The 16,775-nt window shown below is 71.8% G+C and carries 15 protein-coding genes and 1 tRNA gene; 4 read left to right on the top strand and 12 right to left on the bottom strand.

Annotated features, from left to right (window positions below; genetic code table 11):
• Window positions 1-248: 248 nt before the first annotated feature.
• Window positions 249-1,328 (top strand): fatty acid desaturase, encoded by a 1,080-nt coding sequence (locus ACWDD9_RS30050; RefSeq protein WP_079271852.1) that lies wholly within the window; start codon window positions 249-251, stop codon window positions 1,326-1,328.
• Between the two features lie 212 nt (window positions 1,329-1,540).
• Window positions 1,541-2,143 (top strand): TetR/AcrR family transcriptional regulator, encoded by a 603-nt coding sequence (locus ACWDD9_RS30055; RefSeq protein ID WP_063780418.1) that lies wholly within the window; start codon window positions 1,541-1,543, stop codon window positions 2,141-2,143.
• Window positions 2,144-2,203: 60 nt separating this feature from the next.
• Here the strand turns inward: ACWDD9_RS30055 and ACWDD9_RS30060 are convergent, their stop codons facing one another.
• A complete protein-coding gene (locus tag ACWDD9_RS30060; protein ID WP_449813289.1) occupies window positions 2,204-3,004 on the bottom strand; it encodes a methyltransferase domain-containing protein in 801 nt (266 codons plus the stop codon).
• A 111-nt stretch (window positions 3,005-3,115) separates the two neighbouring features.
• On the opposite strand from ACWDD9_RS30060, the gene ACWDD9_RS30065 reads away from it, so the two are divergent.
• The gene (locus ACWDD9_RS30065; RefSeq protein ID WP_049660288.1) at window positions 3,116-3,613 is read left to right on the top strand and encodes a MarR family winged helix-turn-helix transcriptional regulator; all 498 of its coding nucleotides are present in this window, start codon (window positions 3,116-3,118) and stop codon (window positions 3,611-3,613) included.
• Between the two features lie 24 nt (window positions 3,614-3,637).
• Here the strand turns inward: ACWDD9_RS30065 and ACWDD9_RS30070 are convergent, their stop codons facing one another.
• The 5 genes from ACWDD9_RS30070 to ACWDD9_RS30090 form a co-directional block, all read right to left on the bottom strand.
• The gene (locus ACWDD9_RS30070; RefSeq protein ID WP_449813290.1) at window positions 3,638-4,639 is read right to left on the bottom strand and encodes a LuxR C-terminal-related transcriptional regulator; all 1,002 of its coding nucleotides are present in this window, start codon (window positions 4,637-4,639) and stop codon (window positions 3,638-3,640) included.
• Window positions 4,640-4,908: 269 nt separating this feature from the next.
• Window positions 4,909-5,871: a UDP-glucose 4-epimerase GalE gene (galE, locus tag ACWDD9_RS30075; protein WP_449813291.1), complete on the bottom strand. Its 963-nt coding sequence runs from the start codon at window positions 5,869-5,871 to the stop codon at window positions 4,909-4,911.
• A gap of 141 nt (window positions 5,872-6,012) precedes the next feature.
• Window positions 6,013-6,681, bottom strand: a complete 669-nt coding sequence (locus tag ACWDD9_RS30080; protein ID WP_049653699.1) for a response regulator transcription factor — start codon at window positions 6,679-6,681, stop codon at window positions 6,013-6,015.
• Window positions 6,682-6,850: 169 nt separating this feature from the next.
• A tRNA-Thr gene (locus tag ACWDD9_RS30085) sits at window positions 6,851-6,926 on the bottom strand.
• A 143-nt stretch (window positions 6,927-7,069) separates the two neighbouring features.
• Window positions 7,070-7,576, bottom strand: a complete 507-nt coding sequence (locus ACWDD9_RS30090; protein ID WP_449813292.1) for a winged helix-turn-helix transcriptional regulator — start codon at window positions 7,574-7,576, stop codon at window positions 7,070-7,072.
• Window positions 7,577-7,753: 177 nt separating this feature from the next.
• On the opposite strand from ACWDD9_RS30090, the gene ACWDD9_RS30095 reads away from it, so the two are divergent.
• Complete coding sequence (locus ACWDD9_RS30095) at window positions 7,754-8,350, top strand: flavodoxin family protein (protein WP_049653702.1); 597 nt, start codon at window positions 7,754-7,756, stop codon at window positions 8,348-8,350.
• Between the two features lie 12 nt (window positions 8,351-8,362).
• Here the strand turns inward: ACWDD9_RS30095 and ACWDD9_RS30100 are convergent, their stop codons facing one another.
• The 6 genes from ACWDD9_RS30100 to ACWDD9_RS30125 form a co-directional block, all read right to left on the bottom strand.
• Window positions 8,363-9,769 carry an MFS transporter gene (locus ACWDD9_RS30100; RefSeq protein WP_449813293.1) on the bottom strand — a complete coding sequence of 469 codons (1,407 nt, stop codon included), beginning with the start codon at window positions 9,767-9,769 and terminating at the stop codon, window positions 8,363-8,365.
• A gap of 171 nt (window positions 9,770-9,940) precedes the next feature.
• Window positions 9,941-11,221 carry a S8 family serine peptidase gene (locus ACWDD9_RS30105; protein WP_449813294.1) on the bottom strand — a complete coding sequence of 427 codons (1,281 nt, stop codon included), beginning with the start codon at window positions 11,219-11,221 and terminating at the stop codon, window positions 9,941-9,943.
• Window positions 11,222-11,305: 84 nt separating this feature from the next.
• Window positions 11,306-12,577 carry a S8 family serine peptidase gene (locus tag ACWDD9_RS30110; protein ID WP_449813295.1) on the bottom strand — a complete coding sequence of 424 codons (1,272 nt, stop codon included), beginning with the start codon at window positions 12,575-12,577 and terminating at the stop codon, window positions 11,306-11,308.
• 57 nt (window positions 12,578-12,634) lie between these two features.
• Window positions 12,635-14,029, bottom strand: coding sequence for a S8 family serine peptidase (locus tag ACWDD9_RS30115; RefSeq protein ID WP_053112150.1), 1,395 nt, complete (start codon window positions 14,027-14,029; stop codon window positions 12,635-12,637).
• 99 nt (window positions 14,030-14,128) lie between these two features.
• Entirely contained in the window at window positions 14,129-15,760 is a 1,632-nt protein-coding gene (locus ACWDD9_RS30120; RefSeq protein ID WP_449813296.1) for a WXG100 family type VII secretion target, read from the bottom strand.
• Window positions 15,761-15,830: 70 nt separating this feature from the next.
• Complete coding sequence (locus ACWDD9_RS30125; protein ID WP_449813297.1) at window positions 15,831-16,313, bottom strand: hypothetical protein; 483 nt, start codon at window positions 16,311-16,313, stop codon at window positions 15,831-15,833.
• Window positions 16,314-16,775: the final 462 nt, after the last annotated feature.

Consider the following 16,775-nt stretch of genomic DNA (forward strand, 5'->3'; position numbering starts at 1 on the left):
CAGTCGTGTCAGACCCTACCCGAGAGGGCCCTGCCGTGGGTATCGACTTGACCGATCCACGGCCCGGATTCCAGCCCCGGCGGCCGAACCCGCCGGCCCCCCGGTTCATCCATCCAGTCGGGTGAATTCACTCAAGCGCCGCGCGGCGGTGTGTTCCCCTGGACACGGAGCGCAACCTACGATGCCGTAGGTTACGCCAACGTAGCTCCGCTTCGCTCCCGTTCCGGGACGCCGCACAAGGGACGCCCATGACCATCCAGGCAGGCGAGGCGCGCGCGGGGAACGCCGCGTCCCGCACTCCGTCTCCCGACCCCGAACCCGCCGAACCCACCGACCCCGCCGCACCCGTGGAGACCGACGACGCCGTGGAGACCGCCGACCAGACCGCCGGGACCGGCGACTCCGACACCGCCGCCACCCGGCTGTCCGCCACCCGCGGCGGCGAGAAGCAGGGCCCGGCCGAGCGGATCGCGCTCTCCCTGTTCATCCTCGTGCCGTTCGCCGCCCTGGTCGCCGCCGTCCCGGTGGCCTGGGGCCGGGGGCTGGGCTGGACGGACCTCGCCATCACCGTCGGCATGTACTACCTCACCTGCCACGGCATCACCATCGGCTACCACCGCTACTTCACCCACGGCGCCTTCAAGGCCGGCCGCCCGATGCGCCTGGCGCTGGCGATCGCCGGGAGCCTCGCCGTCGAGGGCCCGCTGGTGCGCTGGGTGGCCGACCACCGCAAGCACCACCGGTTCAGCGACAAGGACGGCGACCCGCACTCGCCGTGGCGCTACGGGGAGAGCGTCCCGGCGCTGATGAAGGGCCTCTGGTGGGCCCACATGGGCTGGATGTTCGACGAGGAGCAGACCCCGCAGCTCACGTACGCCCCGGACCTGGTGCGCGACCCGGCCCTGCGGCGGATCTCCCGGCTGTTCTGGCTCTGGACCACCATCTCGCTGCTGCTGCCCGCGCTGATCGGCGGCCTGGTGAGCCTGTCCTGGGAGGGCGCGCTGTCCGCCTTCTTCTGGGGTTCGCTGGTCCGGGTGGCCCTGCTGCACCACGTCACCTGGTCGATCAACTCGATCTGCCACGCCGTCGGCCGGCGCCCGTTCCGCTCCCGGGACCGCTCCGGCAACGTCTGGTGGCTGGCCGTGCTCTCCTGCGGGGAGTCCTGGCACAACCTGCACCACGCCGACCCGACCTCGGCCCGGCACGGGGTGCTCCGCGGGCAGATCGACTCCTCGGCCCGGCTGATCCGCTGGTTCGAGCTGGCCGGCTGGGTCCGGGACGTCCGCTGGCCGGACGCGCAGCGGATCGCCGCCCGCCGCGCCGCATGAGGCGGCGCTTCCAGCATGATGTAGGGGTGAACGGGAGCAGCGCAGACAGCAGGGGCGGTCACCACGGCACGCGGACGGACGCGGCGCCCGCCACGGCGCAGGCCCGTCCGCGGGCCGCCGCACCGGCGGCCGGCACCGACGACGGAGGTCCGGACCGGGGCGCCGGCGGCGGCCCGGCCCCGACGGCCCGCCGCCGGGGCGGCCGGGTCCGGATGACCGGCAAGCAGCGGCGCGAGCAGCTGCTGGAGATCGGCCGGACGGTCTTCGCCGAGCGCGGCTACGACGGCACCTCGGTGGAGGAGATCGCCGAGCGCGCCGGGGTGTCGAAGCCCGTGGTGTACGAGCACTTCGGCGGCAAGGAGGGGCTGTACGCGGTGGTCGTCGACCGCGAGATGCAGCTGCTGCTGGACATGGTCACCGGGGCCCTGACCGGCGGGCACTCGCGCGAACTGCTGGAACAGGCCGCCTTCGCGCTGATGGACTACATCGACACCTCGACGGACGGCTTCCGGATCCTGGTCCGGGACTCCCCGGTGGCCCAGTCGACCGGCACCTTCGCCTCGCTGATCAGCGACATCGCCACGCAGGTCGAGGACATCCTGGGCCTGGAGTTCAAGTCCCGCGGCTTCGACGCCCGGCTGGCCCCGATGTACTCGCAGATGCTGGTCGGGATGGTCGCGCTGACCGGGCAGTGGTGGCTGGAGGTCCGCAAGCCGGACAAGGCGACGGTGGCGGCGCACCTGGTGAACCTCGCCTGGCACGGGCTGGAGGGCCTGGAGCGGCACCCGCGGCTGGTCGGCGAGCGCAAGGGCTGACCGGCCGGGCCGCCCCCGCGGCCTTCTCACCTCCGCGGCCGCCTCACCCGTACGGCCGTCTCACCCCCGCGGCCGCCTGGTCCCCACGGCGAAGATCCGCCGGAACGGGAAGACCGTCCCGTGCGGCCCGGCCGGGTAGGCCTCGCGCAGCAGCCGCCCGTACTCGGCCAGGAAGGCGGCCCGGTCGGCCGGGTCGGCGAGCCGGGTGAGGACCGGGCGCAGCGCGGTGCCCTTGACCCACTCCAGCACCGGGTCCGGCCCCGGCAGCAGGGTGCGGTAGGTGGTCTCCCAGACGTCCGGCAGGCAGTCGGCGGCGACCAGGGCGTCGAGGTAGCGCTCGGGCGGGTGGACGCCGGCCCGGACGGCCTCCTCGCCGAGCAGGCCCCGCCAGCGGGCGCTGCGGCGCAGGTCGGCGAGCAGGGTGTGGCTGGGGGCGTCGAAGTTGCCGGGCACCTGGAAGGCGAGCACCCCACCAGGTTCGAGGGCCGCCGCCCAGCGCGGCAGCAGCGCCAGGTGCCCGTCCACCCACTGGAGGGTGGCGTTGGAGACGATCAGGTCGGGCCCGGCCGGGGCCGGGTCGTACTCGCGGGCGTCGGCGAGCAGGTACTCGGCCGTGGGCTCGCCCCCGGTACGGGCGGTGGCCAGCATCGGGGCGGAGTTGTCGACGCCGGTGAGGCGGGCGGTCGGCCAGCGCTCGCGCAGCGCGGCGGTGGAGTTGCCGGGGCCGCAGCCGATGTCCAGGATCACCTCGGCACCGGGGTGTGGGAGGGCGGGGACGCGGGCGAGCAGTTCGCGCAGCGGACGGTTGCGTTCGTCGGCGAAGCGCAGGTACTGCTCCGGGTCCCAGACGGGGGTGGTCATGGTTCACCTCGCAGGTATCTCGATATCAAGATATCTAGCGTTAGCCTTGCTGGCACATTTCTCGATGTCAAGAGACTTCACATCGACACATCCACCGATACACTGATCGTCATGGAGGACGAGGTCGACAGGCTGGTCGCAGCGTGGCGCCGGGAGCGCCCCGACCTCGACGTGGAGCCGCTGGAGGTGCTCAGCCGGGTCAGCCGGCTCGCCCGGCACCTGGACCGCGCCCGCCGCACCGCCTTCGCCGAGCACGGGCTGGAGCCCTGGGAGTTCGACGTCCTGACCGCCCTGCGGCGGGCCGGCTCCCCGTACCAGCTCTCCCCAGGCCAGCTGCTCACCCAGACCCTGGTCACCTCCGGCACCATGACCAACCGGATCGACCGCCTCACCGGCAAGGGCCTGGTCAAGCGCCTGCCCGACCCGGACGACCGTCGCGGCGTGCTGGTCAGGCTCACCGACGACGGCCGCGACCGCGCCGACCAGGCGCTCGCCGGACTGCTCGCGCACGAACGCGAACTGCTCGCCCAGCTCACCTCCGGCCAGCAGACCGAACTCGCCGCGCTGCTGCGCGTGCTGGTCGCCCCGTTCGACAACATCCCCGGCTGACGGCTCCGGGCCCGGGCTTGCGGGTCAGGGCCGTTCGACGGTGCCGACCACCGGGGACGGCGGCGGCGCGGCCGGCTCGGCCGGGCTGACCCCGGCCCGGCGGGCGACCGCGACGGCCGCCAGCGTGGAGTGCACCCCGAGCTTTCCCAGCACGTTCTGCATGTGCGTCCGGACGGTGTGCGGCGACAGGTAGAGCCGCTCCGCGACGGCCTGCCGGCCGAGGCCCGCGACCATACAGCGCAGGATCTGCTTCTCCCGCGGCGTCAGGGTGTCCACCAGCCGCTCGCTCTCGGTGCGGTCCCGCCGGGCGGTGGTGAGCTCGCGGATCACCCCGGTGAGCAGCGCGGGCGGCAGGTGCGTCTCGTCCCGCAGCACCCCCCGGACCACCGCCAGCAGCCGGGCCAGTGAACTCTCCTTGGCCACCCAGCCGGTGGCGCCCGCGTGCAGGGCGCGGGCGGCGCGGTGCGGGTCGTCGGCGGTGGCCAGGACGACGGCGCGCAGCCCGGGGTGGGCGCGGCGGAGCCGGGCGAGCAGGGTGATGCCGTCCGGTGGTGGGGCGGCGGGTCTGAACTGATCGCCCCGCAGCGGGTCCACCGCGGCCCGCACCCCGGTCGGCAGCCCGCCCGACAGCGGAACCGGCACCCCCACCGGTACGGCCGGCCGGCGCGGCTGCGGCACGGGCGGGGCACCGCGGCCGCGCCGGGCCTCGTCGCCGTACTCCGCGCCGGGCCGACGGCGGGCCGGCACTCCGCCGACCGCCTGCGCTCCCGGCACGCCTACCTGGCCGCCAGTCCCGATCGTCCCGGCCGCACCGACCGTCCCGACCGGCTCGACGCCCAGGTCGGCGTCGATCAACGCCACGTCGTAGGACCGGCCCTCGCCGGCCGCCCGCTCCAAGGCCCGCTCGGCGGCGGCGGCACTGCCGGCCGCCCCCACCTCCACGTCCGGCTCGGCGGCCAGCGCCGCGGCCAGTGCCTCGGCGAAGATCCGGTGGTCGTCGACCACCAGGACGCGAATCCGCCCCATCGTCCCTCCCCCTGCTCGCACCGCCCGAGCCCGGGGGCGGGGACCGGCCCGGCATCCGCGTTCCGGACCCGCCGTTCCGCCCGCCCACCGGTGGCCGGTGAGGCCGAATGGGCGCCGGCCCCCACCGGTACCGCACTCAGCGTACGGGGCGGGATACGCGCTCGTGGCGATTCGGTGAAGTTTCGTCAGAAGGTGCGTGAGTGGCCGGACTTGGACCGTCCGACCCCCACTCCACCACTGCTCACCGGCCGTTGCTCACCGGCCTTTTCTCACCGGCCGTTCTTCGCCAGGGCGAACGTCCAGGCGTCGGCGACGATCTCGTCCAGGTTCGGGCGGCGCGGGGTCCAGCCCAGCGTCTCGTGGGCGCGGGCGGCCGAGGCCACCAGCACCGCCGGGTCGCCGGCCCGGCGGCCCGCGACCTGCACCGGGATCTCCCGGCCGGTGACGCGCTTGACCGACTCGATCACCTCGCGCACCGAGAAGCCGCTGCCGTTGCCCAGGTTGCAGATCAGGTGCTCGCCCGGCTTCGCCGCGTCCAGCGCCAGCAGGTGCGCCTCGGCCAGGTCCGCGACGTGGATGTAGTCGCGGACGCAGGTGCCGTCCGGGGTCGGGTAGTCGTCGCCGTACACCGCGATGTGCGGACGCTGCCCCAGCGCGGCCTGGAAGACCAGCGGGATCAGGTGCGACTCGGGGTCGTGCCGCTCACCGTAGGACCCGTACGCACCGGCCACGTTGAAGTAGCGCAGCGAGACGGCGGCCAGGCCGTGCGCGACGGCCTCACTGGTGATCAGGTGGTCCACCGCGAGCTTGGTGGCGCCGTAGGTGTTGGTCGGCGCGGTGCGGGCGGTCTCGGCGATCGGCACGGCCTCCGGCTCGCCGTAGGTCGCGGCGGTGGAGGAGAACACCAGCTTGCGCACGCCCGCCGCGCGCATCGCGCTGATCAGCTCCAGCGAGCCGGCCACGTTGTTGCGCCAGTACTTCTCCGGGTCCGCGACCGACTCGCCGACCTGCGAGGAGGCGGCGAAGTGCAGCACGCCGTCGAAGGAGCCGTCCAGCACCTTGTCGGCCTCCTGGATCCGGCCCTCGACGAACTCGGCACCGGCCGGGACGCCCTCGCGGAAACCGGTGGAGAGGTCGTCCAGGACGGTCACCCGGTGCCCCGCCTCCAGCAGGTGGGCGGCGACCACACTGCCGACGTAGCCGGCGCCACCCGTGACCAGGTACTTACTCATGTTGCGACCTCCAGCGAACGACGGTCCGCCCGGTCGGGCGGAAGCCGTCGACGGAATCCGTACGACTGGGGTCATTCTCCCAATCCCACCGGGGTGCTCCGCGCCACCCGGACGACTGCTTCCAGCCTTCTCACCAACTCCTCAGCCGCCGGCCATCCGCTCCAGCAGACCGGTGCGCGCCGCCACCGCGGCCGCCTCCAGCCGGGTCCGCGCGCCGAGCTTCATCAGCACCCGCTGGACGTGCGTCCGGGCGGTGCTGGCGGCGATCCGCATCCCGGCGGCGATCGCCGCGGTGTCCTCGCCGTCCGCGATCCGGGCCAGCACCTGCACCTCACGGCGGGTCAGCAGCCGCAGCAGCCGGACGGCCTCGTCGTCCGGTTCGGCCGCCGGGCGCAGCAGTTGGTCGAAGGCACCGCGCAGGATGTCCACCGCGACCGCGGCCTCGCCCGCGCGCGCCCGCCCGATGGCCCGCTCGACCACCTCGATCCGCTCGTCGCTGGGCACGTACCCGGCCGCGCCGGCCGCGAACGCCCCTGCCACTCCGCGCAGTTCGCCCACCGGACCGAGCACGATCACGGCCACCTCGGGGCGCTCCCGACGGATCCGGCGCAGCCCGTCGAAGGCACCCGACTCCCCCGGCGCGGCCACCCCCAGCAGACACACCTCGGGCCGCCGCCCGACCACCAGGTCGGCGGCGACACCGGCCGGGGAGCCGACCGCCAGCACCCGGTGGCCGCGCAGCTGAAGTGCGGTGGCCAGCGCTTCGGCCAGCAGCCGGTGGTCGTCCACCACGACGAGTCGAACACCCATGACACCCTCCCGGTCGGGGTTCGGCTCGCGCCCGCACCCCTCGGGCGGGCGGCCGATGACGCACCATCACAGCGCATTCCGTACCCGACCCGCTAGGCCGTGGCGTGTCGGGCCGCGGAACCGGTCGGGAAACGCGAAAGACCCCCGCCGTGAGGCGAGGGTCTTTCAGTGGAGCCCCCATGCGGAATCGAACCGCAGACCTTCTCCTTACCATGGAGACGCTCTACCGACTGAGCTATAGGGGCTTGCCGGGCTTTTCACCGGGCCGGTCGAACAAGGAAGACATTACACGGCTCCGGGCCCGGAAGGGAAATCGGCCTCCGGCCCCCGCCGCCGGCCGGCCCGAACCTCGCCGCACCGGCCCTCCCAGCCGTCGCCACGCGCCGGCTCAGTCCTCGCCGTGCACCGCGTCGAACTCCTCGCGGGCCGCCACCATCCGCCTGGCGCGGTGCTCCGTCCACCGGCCGACCGGCGCGAGCAGCTCGGCCAGTTCGCGACCGAGCGGCAGCAGGTCGTAGACCACCCGCGGCGGCGTCTCCGGGAAGACCGTACGGAGCACCAGCCCGCTGCGCTCCAGGTTGCGCAGCGACTGGGTGAGCATCTTGCGGCTGACCCCGCCGACCCCGCGCTGGAGTTCGGAGAAGCGCTGCGGCCCGCAGCCGAGGAGGCTCATCAGGATCAGCATCGACCACTTGTCGGCCAGCTCGGCGAAGACCGCGCGGCTGGGACAGAGCTGGGCGAACACGTCGTACTCCGGCTCGTCCGGTCCGTCCGACTCCCCCCGCGCGTCCCGCGCTTCCTTCGCGTCCCGTGCTTCCTGCGCGGTCCGCACGTCCTTCGCGTCCTGCTCCGCGGGTTGTCCGGTCCGGGTCCGGGCCGCTTGCTCCGTCGTCATGCGTCCAGGGTAGCCCCGCGGTCTCCAATCCACCCTTGGTAACCAATGGAGACCTAGTCTATATTGGAGACCAACGGAGCCGGGGCCCGCCGCCACCGCGGTGCGCCCGCCCCGTCCCGTCCCCACGCCTGCCCGCCGGCCACCGCGCCGGCCCGCACCCGTCCCCTGGAGCGCCGCATGACCGCCGTCCGTCCGACCGTCGCCCTCGCCTACCACTCCGGCTACGGCCACACCGCCGTGATCGCCGAGGCCGTCGCCCGTGGCGCCGCCGCCGCGGGTGCCGAGGTCGTCACGATCGCCGTCGACACCATCACCGAGGAGCAGTGGGCCCAGCTGGACGCCGCCGACGCGATCGTCTTCGGCTCCCCCACCTACATGGGCACCGCCTCCGGCGCCTTCCACGTCTTCGCCGAGGCCACCAGCAAGCGCTGGTTCTCCGACTCCTGGAAAGACAAGGTCGCGGCCGGCTTCACCAACTCCGCCTCCAAGAGCGGCGACAAGGCGGGCACCCTCTTCTTCTTCCAGACCCTCGCCGCCCAGCACGGCATGAGCTGGGTCAACCTCGGCCTCAAGCCCGGCTGGAACGCCACCACCGCCTCCGAGGACGACCTCAACCGGCTCGGCTTCTCCAACGGCGCCGCCGCGTCCTCCCCGGCCGACGCCGGCCCGGAGGCCGTCCACAAGTCCGACATCGCCACCGCCGAGCACCTCGGCGACCGCGTCGCCCGGCACACCGCCGTCGTGCTGGCCGGCCGCGCCGCCCTGGCCGGCTGAGCCCACCCCTCGTCAGGCCGCCGGATCCGTCCCCAACCGGGGCGCCCGGCGGCCTCCGCCGTCCACCGGGCCGTCCGCCGCACCGAGTTCGGCACCGTCCGCCGCACCGCCCGTCACCCCGCCCGCCACACCGTCCAGCGAGCCGAGCTCCGCGCCGGTGTTCTCCGGCAGCATCCGCAGGCACCCCAGGGCCAGCACACCCAGCACCGCCAGGTACCAGCCCACCGGCTGCGCCGTCCCGTACGCCCCGGTCAGCCGGGTGGCCACCAGCGGCGTCGTCGCACCGCCGACCACACCGCCCAGGTTGTACGTCAGCGCCGCGCCCGTGTAGCGCACCCGGGTCGGGAACAGCTCCGGCAGGAACGCCGCCAACGGCCCGAACATGCAGCCCAGCACCACCATCGCCCCCGCCAGCCCGACGAACATCAGCGGCCGGCTCACCGTCTCCAACAGCGGGAACAGCACCGGCGACCAGACCGCGGCCAGAGCCGTCGCCCACCGCAAGGTCCGCCGCCGCCCCCAACGGTCACTGCGCGAGGCGCTCAACCACACCGTCGCGGCCATGCCCACCGCCCCGACCAGCAGCATCGACAGCACCACCGTGCTCGCCACCCCGAGCCCGGTCGTCGCGTACGCCAGCGTGTACGTCGTGGTCAGGTAGAACAGCGCGTACCCCACGGTGATCGCCCCGCCGCCCGCCAGCACCGGACGCCAGTGCCCGCGCAGCACCTCCAGCACCGGCAGCCGCTCCCGGCGCCCCTCCGTCCGGAACAGCGGCGACTCCTCGACCCGCAGCCGCACGAACAGCCCCACCGCGACCAGGACGAACGAGGCCAGGAACGGCACCCGCCAACCCCACGCGCGGAACGCCCCCTCGTCCAGGCCGAGTTGCAGCGCCAGGAACACCCCGTTCGCCAGCACGAACCCGATCGTCGGCCCCAGCTGCAGGAACCCCCCGTACCGCCCCCGCCGCCCGGCCGGCGCGTTCTCCGCGATCAGCAGCGCCGCCCCGCCCCACTCCCCGCCCAACCCGACGCCCTGGCACACCCGCAGCACCACCAGCACCGCCGGCGCCCACCACCCCCACGCCCCGAACCCCGGCAACAGCCCCACCGCCGCCGTCGCCAACCCCATCAGCAGCAGCGACACCACCAGCGTCGCCTTCCGCCCCACCCGGTCCCCGAAGTGCCCGAACACCACCGCCCCCACCGGCCGGGCCAGGAACGCCACCGCGTACACCGAGAACGCCGCCAACAGCGCCCCCACCGTGCCCAACCCGGGAAAGAACACCGGCCCGAACACCAACGCGGCCGCCGTCCCGTAAATGAAGAAGTCGTAGAACTCGATCGCCGTCCCGATCAGCGCCGCAGCCGCCGCCCGCCGCACCTGCCCGACCCGCCAAGCACCCTCCGCATCCATACCACCACCCTCGCCACCCCCACCCCGCCCCCACCAGCCTCCACCCGAGTGACCCCGGCGCACACCCGCCGCCCCACGCCCCCGACGTGCGCGAGGGCGCCAGGATGCACCTGACGCCCTCACACCTCTGCCGACCCGCCTGCGCGGTTGCCCGGCACCGCGGCAACCCGGCTACCTCGCGTACGGGTTGTCTTCCGGCGGCACCTGCGGCCGGTACGACGGCAGGTCCGGCGGCGGCACCAGCGATACCTGAGCCACCCGAGGCCGCACAGCCGACTTCCGCCGCCGCACCACCGCGAACACCACCCCCGCCACCAACACCAACCCGGCCACCACTCCCGCGACGACCGGCACCGCACCACTGCCCGAACCCGACGCCACCTCAGCCTTCGGCCGCACCGATGGCACACCAGCCGGGCTCTCAACGGGAACCGGCACCGCCGAGGCGGCAGCAGACCCACTCGCCGACGGCACCGGAGCCACCGACGGCACAGCCGCGTCAGCCGGAAGAGGCGACACGTCGGCGGGGCCGGGATCCCCCGGATCCGTCAACGCGATACGCGGCCGCACCGCACCCCAGCCGGCATCGTCCGTGCGAACCGTCCCCCCGTTCGGCCTGCTCGCCGTATTGATGAGGACCCGCAGGACCTGGTTCGCCGTCCAGTCCCTGTAGGCCGCCCAAACCAGTGCCGCGGAGGCGGAAACCAGAGCTGCCGCGTCCGACGTCCCGTGGCTCTTGCAGTACCCGGTTTCGGACGTACAGGCCTCTACCATTTCCTCACCAGGCCCCACGAGTGCGACCTGCGGCCCCGTCTGGGACTCCGCAGTCACGGTGCCGCTTCGGTTGATGGCTCCGACGCCGACAACGTTCGGCAAAGCACCCGGATATTCCGCAAGATTTCCATCTTGCGCAGAATTTCCCACACTGGAGACCACCAGCACCCCCTTTGCCCTCGCATTCGCAAGGATCCGGTTCAGCTTGGCGACATCTGTAGAAGAAGTCTGCACCGCGGCCATGCCCTGGGAAATATTGATGACCTTGGCGCCTTGGCCCACCGCATAGTCAACCGCCTGACCGATTTGGCCGAGGAAATCCGACGAGATCGATGACCCCTCGGAGCCGTTGGCAATCTTCAGCGGCAGGATTTTAACCCCAGGCGCCAGTCCGTACGCCCCGGTTCCCCCTTGGCCCTTCCCGGTCCCCGCGATGAGACTGGCCATCTGTGTCCCATGACCTCCAACGTCGAGCCCGACGCCACCAGGGCTGCCACTGAAATCCTTACCCGGCAAGAACTGTCCCACCAGGTCCGGATGATCAAGCTTGAAGCCTCCGTCGATCACCGCAACAGTGACTCCCTGCCCCGTGGAGACCTTCCACATCTCAGGGGCATGCATCGCATCCAGGTGCCACTGCTGCTGCCGAATCGAGCCATCGGCGACAGCCGGCGTCACCGCGGTCCCCACCACGCACAGGCTCACAGCCCCCAGAGCCACAAGCCGACGAACCCACATCCCGTACTCCCCCAACAACGTGACCTACCTCGCGTACGGGTTGCCCTCCGACTGCACCCGAACCGCCTCGGGCTGTACGGCCGGCTTCCGGCGCCGCACCACTGCGAACACCACACCGGCCACCAACACCAACCCGGCCGCCACACCCCCCACGATCGGCAACGCACTGCCCGAACCCGACGATGCCTCAGCCTTCGGCCGCGCCGATGGCGCACCGGCAGCCACATCGGTCGGGCTTCCGGCCTGGCCTGGAACAGCGGATGCGGCAGCCGAGGCGGTTGCCGAAGGCGACGGAACCGACGACGGTGTCGCCGCATCACCCGGAACCGGCGAAACATCCGCCGGACCCGGGTCCCCCGGATCCGTCAACGCGATACGCGGCCGGACAACGCCATAACCAATGATGTTGTTGCGATCGGAACCGTCGTTCGGCTTCCCCGCGGTATTGATGAGGACCCGCAGGACCTGATTCGCGGTCCAGTCCTTATGCACGGACCAGACCAATGCGGCCGAGGCCGAAGCCAGAGCAGAAGAGTCCGATGTGCCATGGCCCTTGCAATACCCGGTATTCCCGGTGCATGCCTCGACGATGTCAACACCAGGCGCGGAGAGAATGACCTGCGCCCCCTGCTGGGACTCCGAAGTCACGGTGGCGTTGCGGTCGATCGCGCCCACCCCGACCACGTTCGGCAGGCCGCTCGGATACTCGAGAAGATTTCCTGACTGGTAGGAGTTACCCACACTGGAGAACACCAGCACACCCTTCGCCCGCGCCCAGGCCAGGGTCTTGCTCAGCTTCTCCGCGTCAGCAGGAGATGCGGTGACGGCAGAGATTCCCTGCGAGATATTGACGACCTTGGCACCCTGCTCGACCGCATACGTGACAGCCTGCCCGATCTGCCCCAGAAAATCCGCCGAAACCACGGCCCCTACGGACCCGTTATTGATTTTCAGTGGAAGGACCTTGGCAGCAGGAGCAAGGCCGTACGCCCCCGTGCCGCCACTGGCCTTTCCGGATCCTGCGACGAGGCCGGCCATCGCCGTACCGTGACCGTCAGCGTACGAGCCGACGCCGCCCGGGCTCTCACTGAAGTCCTTACCAGGGAGGAGCTGTCCCACGAGGTCCGGATGGTCCAGCTTGAACCCGCCATCGATCACCGCGACAGTGATGCCCTGGCCCCTGGAAACCTTCCACACCTCAGGTGCGTGCATCGCGTCCAGGTGCCACTGATCAGCACGAATCGAGCCATCGGCGGCAGCCGGTGTCACCGCGCTCCCCACCACGCCCAGGCTCACAACCCCCAGGGCCACAAGCCGACGACCCCACATCCCTCGTTCCCCCAACAACGTGAACTACCTCGCGTACGGGTTGTCCTCCGGCGGCACCGGCGGCTGGTACGACGGCGGAGCCGGCGGCATCTCCCCCATCGGCTGCTGCGACGGCAGCGGCGGCACCTGGGCCACGTCCGGCTGCGCGGCCGACTTCCGACGCCGCACTACCGCGAACACCACTCCCGCCACCAACACCAACCCGGCCACCACACCCGCCACGATCGGCAACGCACTGCCGGAGCCCGAGGACGCCTCAGCCTTCGGCTGCACCGACGGCGCACCGGCGGCCACATCGGTCGGAGTCTCGACCGGGATCGGCACCGCAGACCCAGCAGCAGGCGCGGTCGCCGAAGGCGACGGGGCCCCCGACGGTGCAGGCGTGCCAACCGGGAGCGGTGACACGTTCGCGGGACCAGGATCTCCCGGATCCGTCAAAGCAATACGCGGCCGCACCGCACCATAGCCAACAATGTCGTTGCGGCTGGACCCGTCGTTCGGCTTCCCCGCGGTATTGATGAGGACCCGCAGTACCTGGTTCCCCGTCCAGTCCGGGTGCGCCGCCCACACCAATGCCGCCGAGGCCGATACCACGGCGGACGAGTCCGACGTGCCATGGCTCTTGCAATAGCCCGTGGACGATGTGCAAGCCGCGATCATGTCCATTCCGGGCGCCACGAATACGACTTGCGGACCCCGTTCAGACTCGGCCGTAACAGTGCCGTTTCGATCCGAGGCTCCGATGCCGACTACCCCAGGGAGCGCACCAGGGTACTCGACCGGATTACCCTTCTCGGCTTCATTACCAGCGCTGGCGAACACCAAAACGCCCTTACCTCTGGCTGTCGCGATGATTCCGTTCAGTTTCGCCACATCTGCCGGGTAAGCGGTTACCGCATCAATCCCTTGCGAGATGTTGATGACCTTCGCCCCTTGGTCAACCGCATAATCGATGCCTTGCCCGATCTGATCCAGGAAGTCAGTCGAAACGAGCGACCCAACCTTTCCGCTATTGATCTTCAACGGGAGGATCTTGACGCCAGGAGAGACTCCCAGCGCGCCGGTCCCGGCATTGCCCTTACCGGTCCCAGCGATAAGGCTGGAGATGCTCGTGCCATGGCCGTCTGCGAAGGACCCCACACCACCGGGGCTCCCACTGAAGTCCTTGCCCGGCAGGAACTGCCCCTCCAGGTCCGGATGGTCCAGCTTGAACCCGCTGTCGATCACCGCAACCGTGATGCCCTGTCCCTTGGTGACCTTCCACATCTCCGGAGCGTGCATCGCTTCCAGATGCCACTGCTGCTGCCGGATCGTGTCCTCGGCAACCGCGGGTGCTGCGACCGGGCCGACCACGATTCCCGCCGCCAGAAGCGCCGCAGCAGCAGCCCGCCAACGCGCCCGCGCGTTCGTCCGCCCCATCACAACTCCTCGTCAATCTCTCCGTCGACCGGGAAGCGTGCCCCGAACAAGTCTGCCCGGCCACTGGGGGTGCCCAGTGGCCGGGCAGTCGTTGCCGTCCTACTCAATCACGTCCGGATTGCTGTGCGGCGTACCGCTGGTCCAGGTCTCCTCGTCCTCGTGCAGGTAGTCGGCCCGCTGGCGGCGGTCGCGCTCCTTCCGGCCGCCGTGGCCCGCCGCTCCGGGGGCCATCATGCCGTTCTGCCTGGCCTGGGGGCCGCCCTCGCCGGCACCCGCCGCACGGTTGCGCAGACCGGTACCGCCCGGCGTGAACTCCCCACCGGCCGTCGGGCCCTTGCGGCCACCGACCGTGCCACCCGTGGTCGAGGACAGGCCCCGGCCGCGCGAGCCTCCGCCGGCGCCGACCGCACCGCCGTGGGCACCGCCCATGCCGGGGTGCATGCCGCCGCCCATGCCACCGGGCCCACCGACCCGGCCGCCGCCGCCCGGCCCCGCCTCACGGGCGCCGAAGACCGTCCCGCTGGGCAGGCCGGGAGTCCCGTTCCTCCCCTGCCCGGGGCCACCACCGAACGGGGTCGTGCGCACCGGGATCTGGCCGCCGCCCTTGCCCGGGACGTACCCGCTGCCACCGCCCTTGGTCGGGACGGTGCCGCCGCCCGGTCCACCCGGGATGCCCGTGACCGGGCCGCCACCGGGAATGCCGGGCCCGCCGCCCGGGCCACTCGGCCCGTTCGGGTAGCCGGGAAGGGTGGTCGGTCCGTCCGTCGGCAGCTGGCCGCCGCCGGGGCCGTACGGGCCGGTCTGCGTGGGCAGGGTCGGCAGGGTGGGCAGGCTGTTGAGGTCGGTGCCCGGACGGTTGACCGGGTCCGACGGGTACGACGGCGGGGTCGAGGTCCCCGGGTCCTGCGGCGCGGGCGGCAGCTGGCCGCCGCCACCGTGCGGCGGGGGCGGGGTGTTGCCCGGGTTGGACGGGCCGGGGCCGTCCGAGCCCGGGTCACGGGGCAGGACCTTTCCGCCGCCGTAGCCGCCGCCACCGGACGGGTCGGACCCACCGCCGACGCTTCCGCCGCTCAAGCGGGGGTTGCGAACCGAGCCACCAGAGCCCGCCGAGCCACTACTGCCGCCCGAAACGCTCGACGAGCCGGCTTTGTCGGCGCCAGAACCAGGCGTCCCCGGCAGCACCACATCCGAAGGGATCCCGTTCAGCGTCGTCGTCGCCGCGCTGTACGCCTGCGCCAGTTTCTCCATCTGGAGAACGGCTTCCTGGTGCTCCTTCTCGACCTTCGCCTTGGCCTGGATGAACTCCGTCGACGTCACCCACTTGGGGTCGACCGTCTTCATGTAGGAGTCGGCGGACTGACCGACGGCGAGTTGGGGGATCTTCACCAGGTCCGACTGGCTGTTGTACTTGTTGACCGCCTGGATCTCCGTCTTCGGAGGCTCCGGCACGGCGACCTTGGCGGTGCTGAGCGCCTCCCCGGCCTGGTGCATCGCGTCACCGGCGGTCGTGGCGTGGTCACCGATGATCTGCGCCGACTGCTGGAGGTTGTTCACCCAGGTCTTGAAGCTCTCGGCAGCCGGGCCTTCCCAGGTGACGTTGCCGACATGCGACTTGAGCGCCGTGCTCAGTTCCTTCAGCACCCGCCCGGCCGACTGCAGCTGGGTGCCGCGACTGAGGACCGTCGTCGGGTCCGTGCTGTCCACCATCTTCCGCAGGTGGGCGTGTTCCATGCTTTCGAAGTTCGTGCTGGCTGACACTACTTGCTCCCCGTTTCCCCGTAGGACTCTCCCCGAGCCGGCATCAGTACTGGCTGCCGGTCGACCCCGGTGCCGACGTGGTGACACCCGCGTTCTTCGCGACGGCGTTCTGCGCGGCCGTCGTGTGGTCCTCGTTGGTCGCGTAGATGCTGGCCGTCCGCGTAACCGCCGTCTGCATCGCCTGGATCTGCGACACGAAGTCCTTGTGCAGCTGGACGAGCTGGGCGTGCACCTTCCCGTAGGCGGTGGTCAGCGCCGTCGCCTCGGCGAAGTCCGCGCTCGCGAAGCTCTTGCCCGTCAGCTTCTGCTCCTGGAGCTTGTACGGCGCGGCCGGCGAGCCCTCCATCGCGGCGAGCAGGGCCTCGATCTTGCCCACGAACGTCGTGAGCGTGTCGAGCTCGACCTGGACGTTCTGCTTCCCGAAGGCCGCCACCAGGTCACTGGCGCTGACGTTGGTCTGCACCGTGCTGACGACGGGGGCGATGTTGATCCCGCCCAGCGGCCACGGGAGCTTCTGGTCCAGCATGAACGGTGCCGAGTCGTTCGCAGGCGCCTGGCTGCCCGGGTCCGTCCCCGACGCGCTGGGTGCCGGGTTGGCCGAAGGGCTGGGCGCGGCAGTCGTCGTAGGGCTCGGGGCCGGGCTCGGCGACGGGCTGGGCGTAGGACTCGCCGAGGGTGTCGGCGTAGGACTGGGCGACGGACTCGCTGACGGAGTCGGCGTCCCCGAACTAGTTGCACCATTGCCTGCCACGGCAGTTCACCTCTCCCCCGTACGGCCCGCCGCGCCCGGGGCGTCCCGGGCGGCCGCGTTCCGCAACACACCGTCAACTTCTGGGTCGTACCGTCCTGGTCGGTACACCGTCCGCCCTGTGGACGGTTTCCGCCTCCGTCATCGTAGCCATCGCCTCTGTCGGACCGGCAGGGACCTTGGCCCGCCCGTACGCGATCGGTACGAACTTGACATGTAGGAGCCGCCGCGGACGGCCTG

It is taken from the genome of Kitasatospora sp. NPDC001119 (assembly GCF_053598475.1).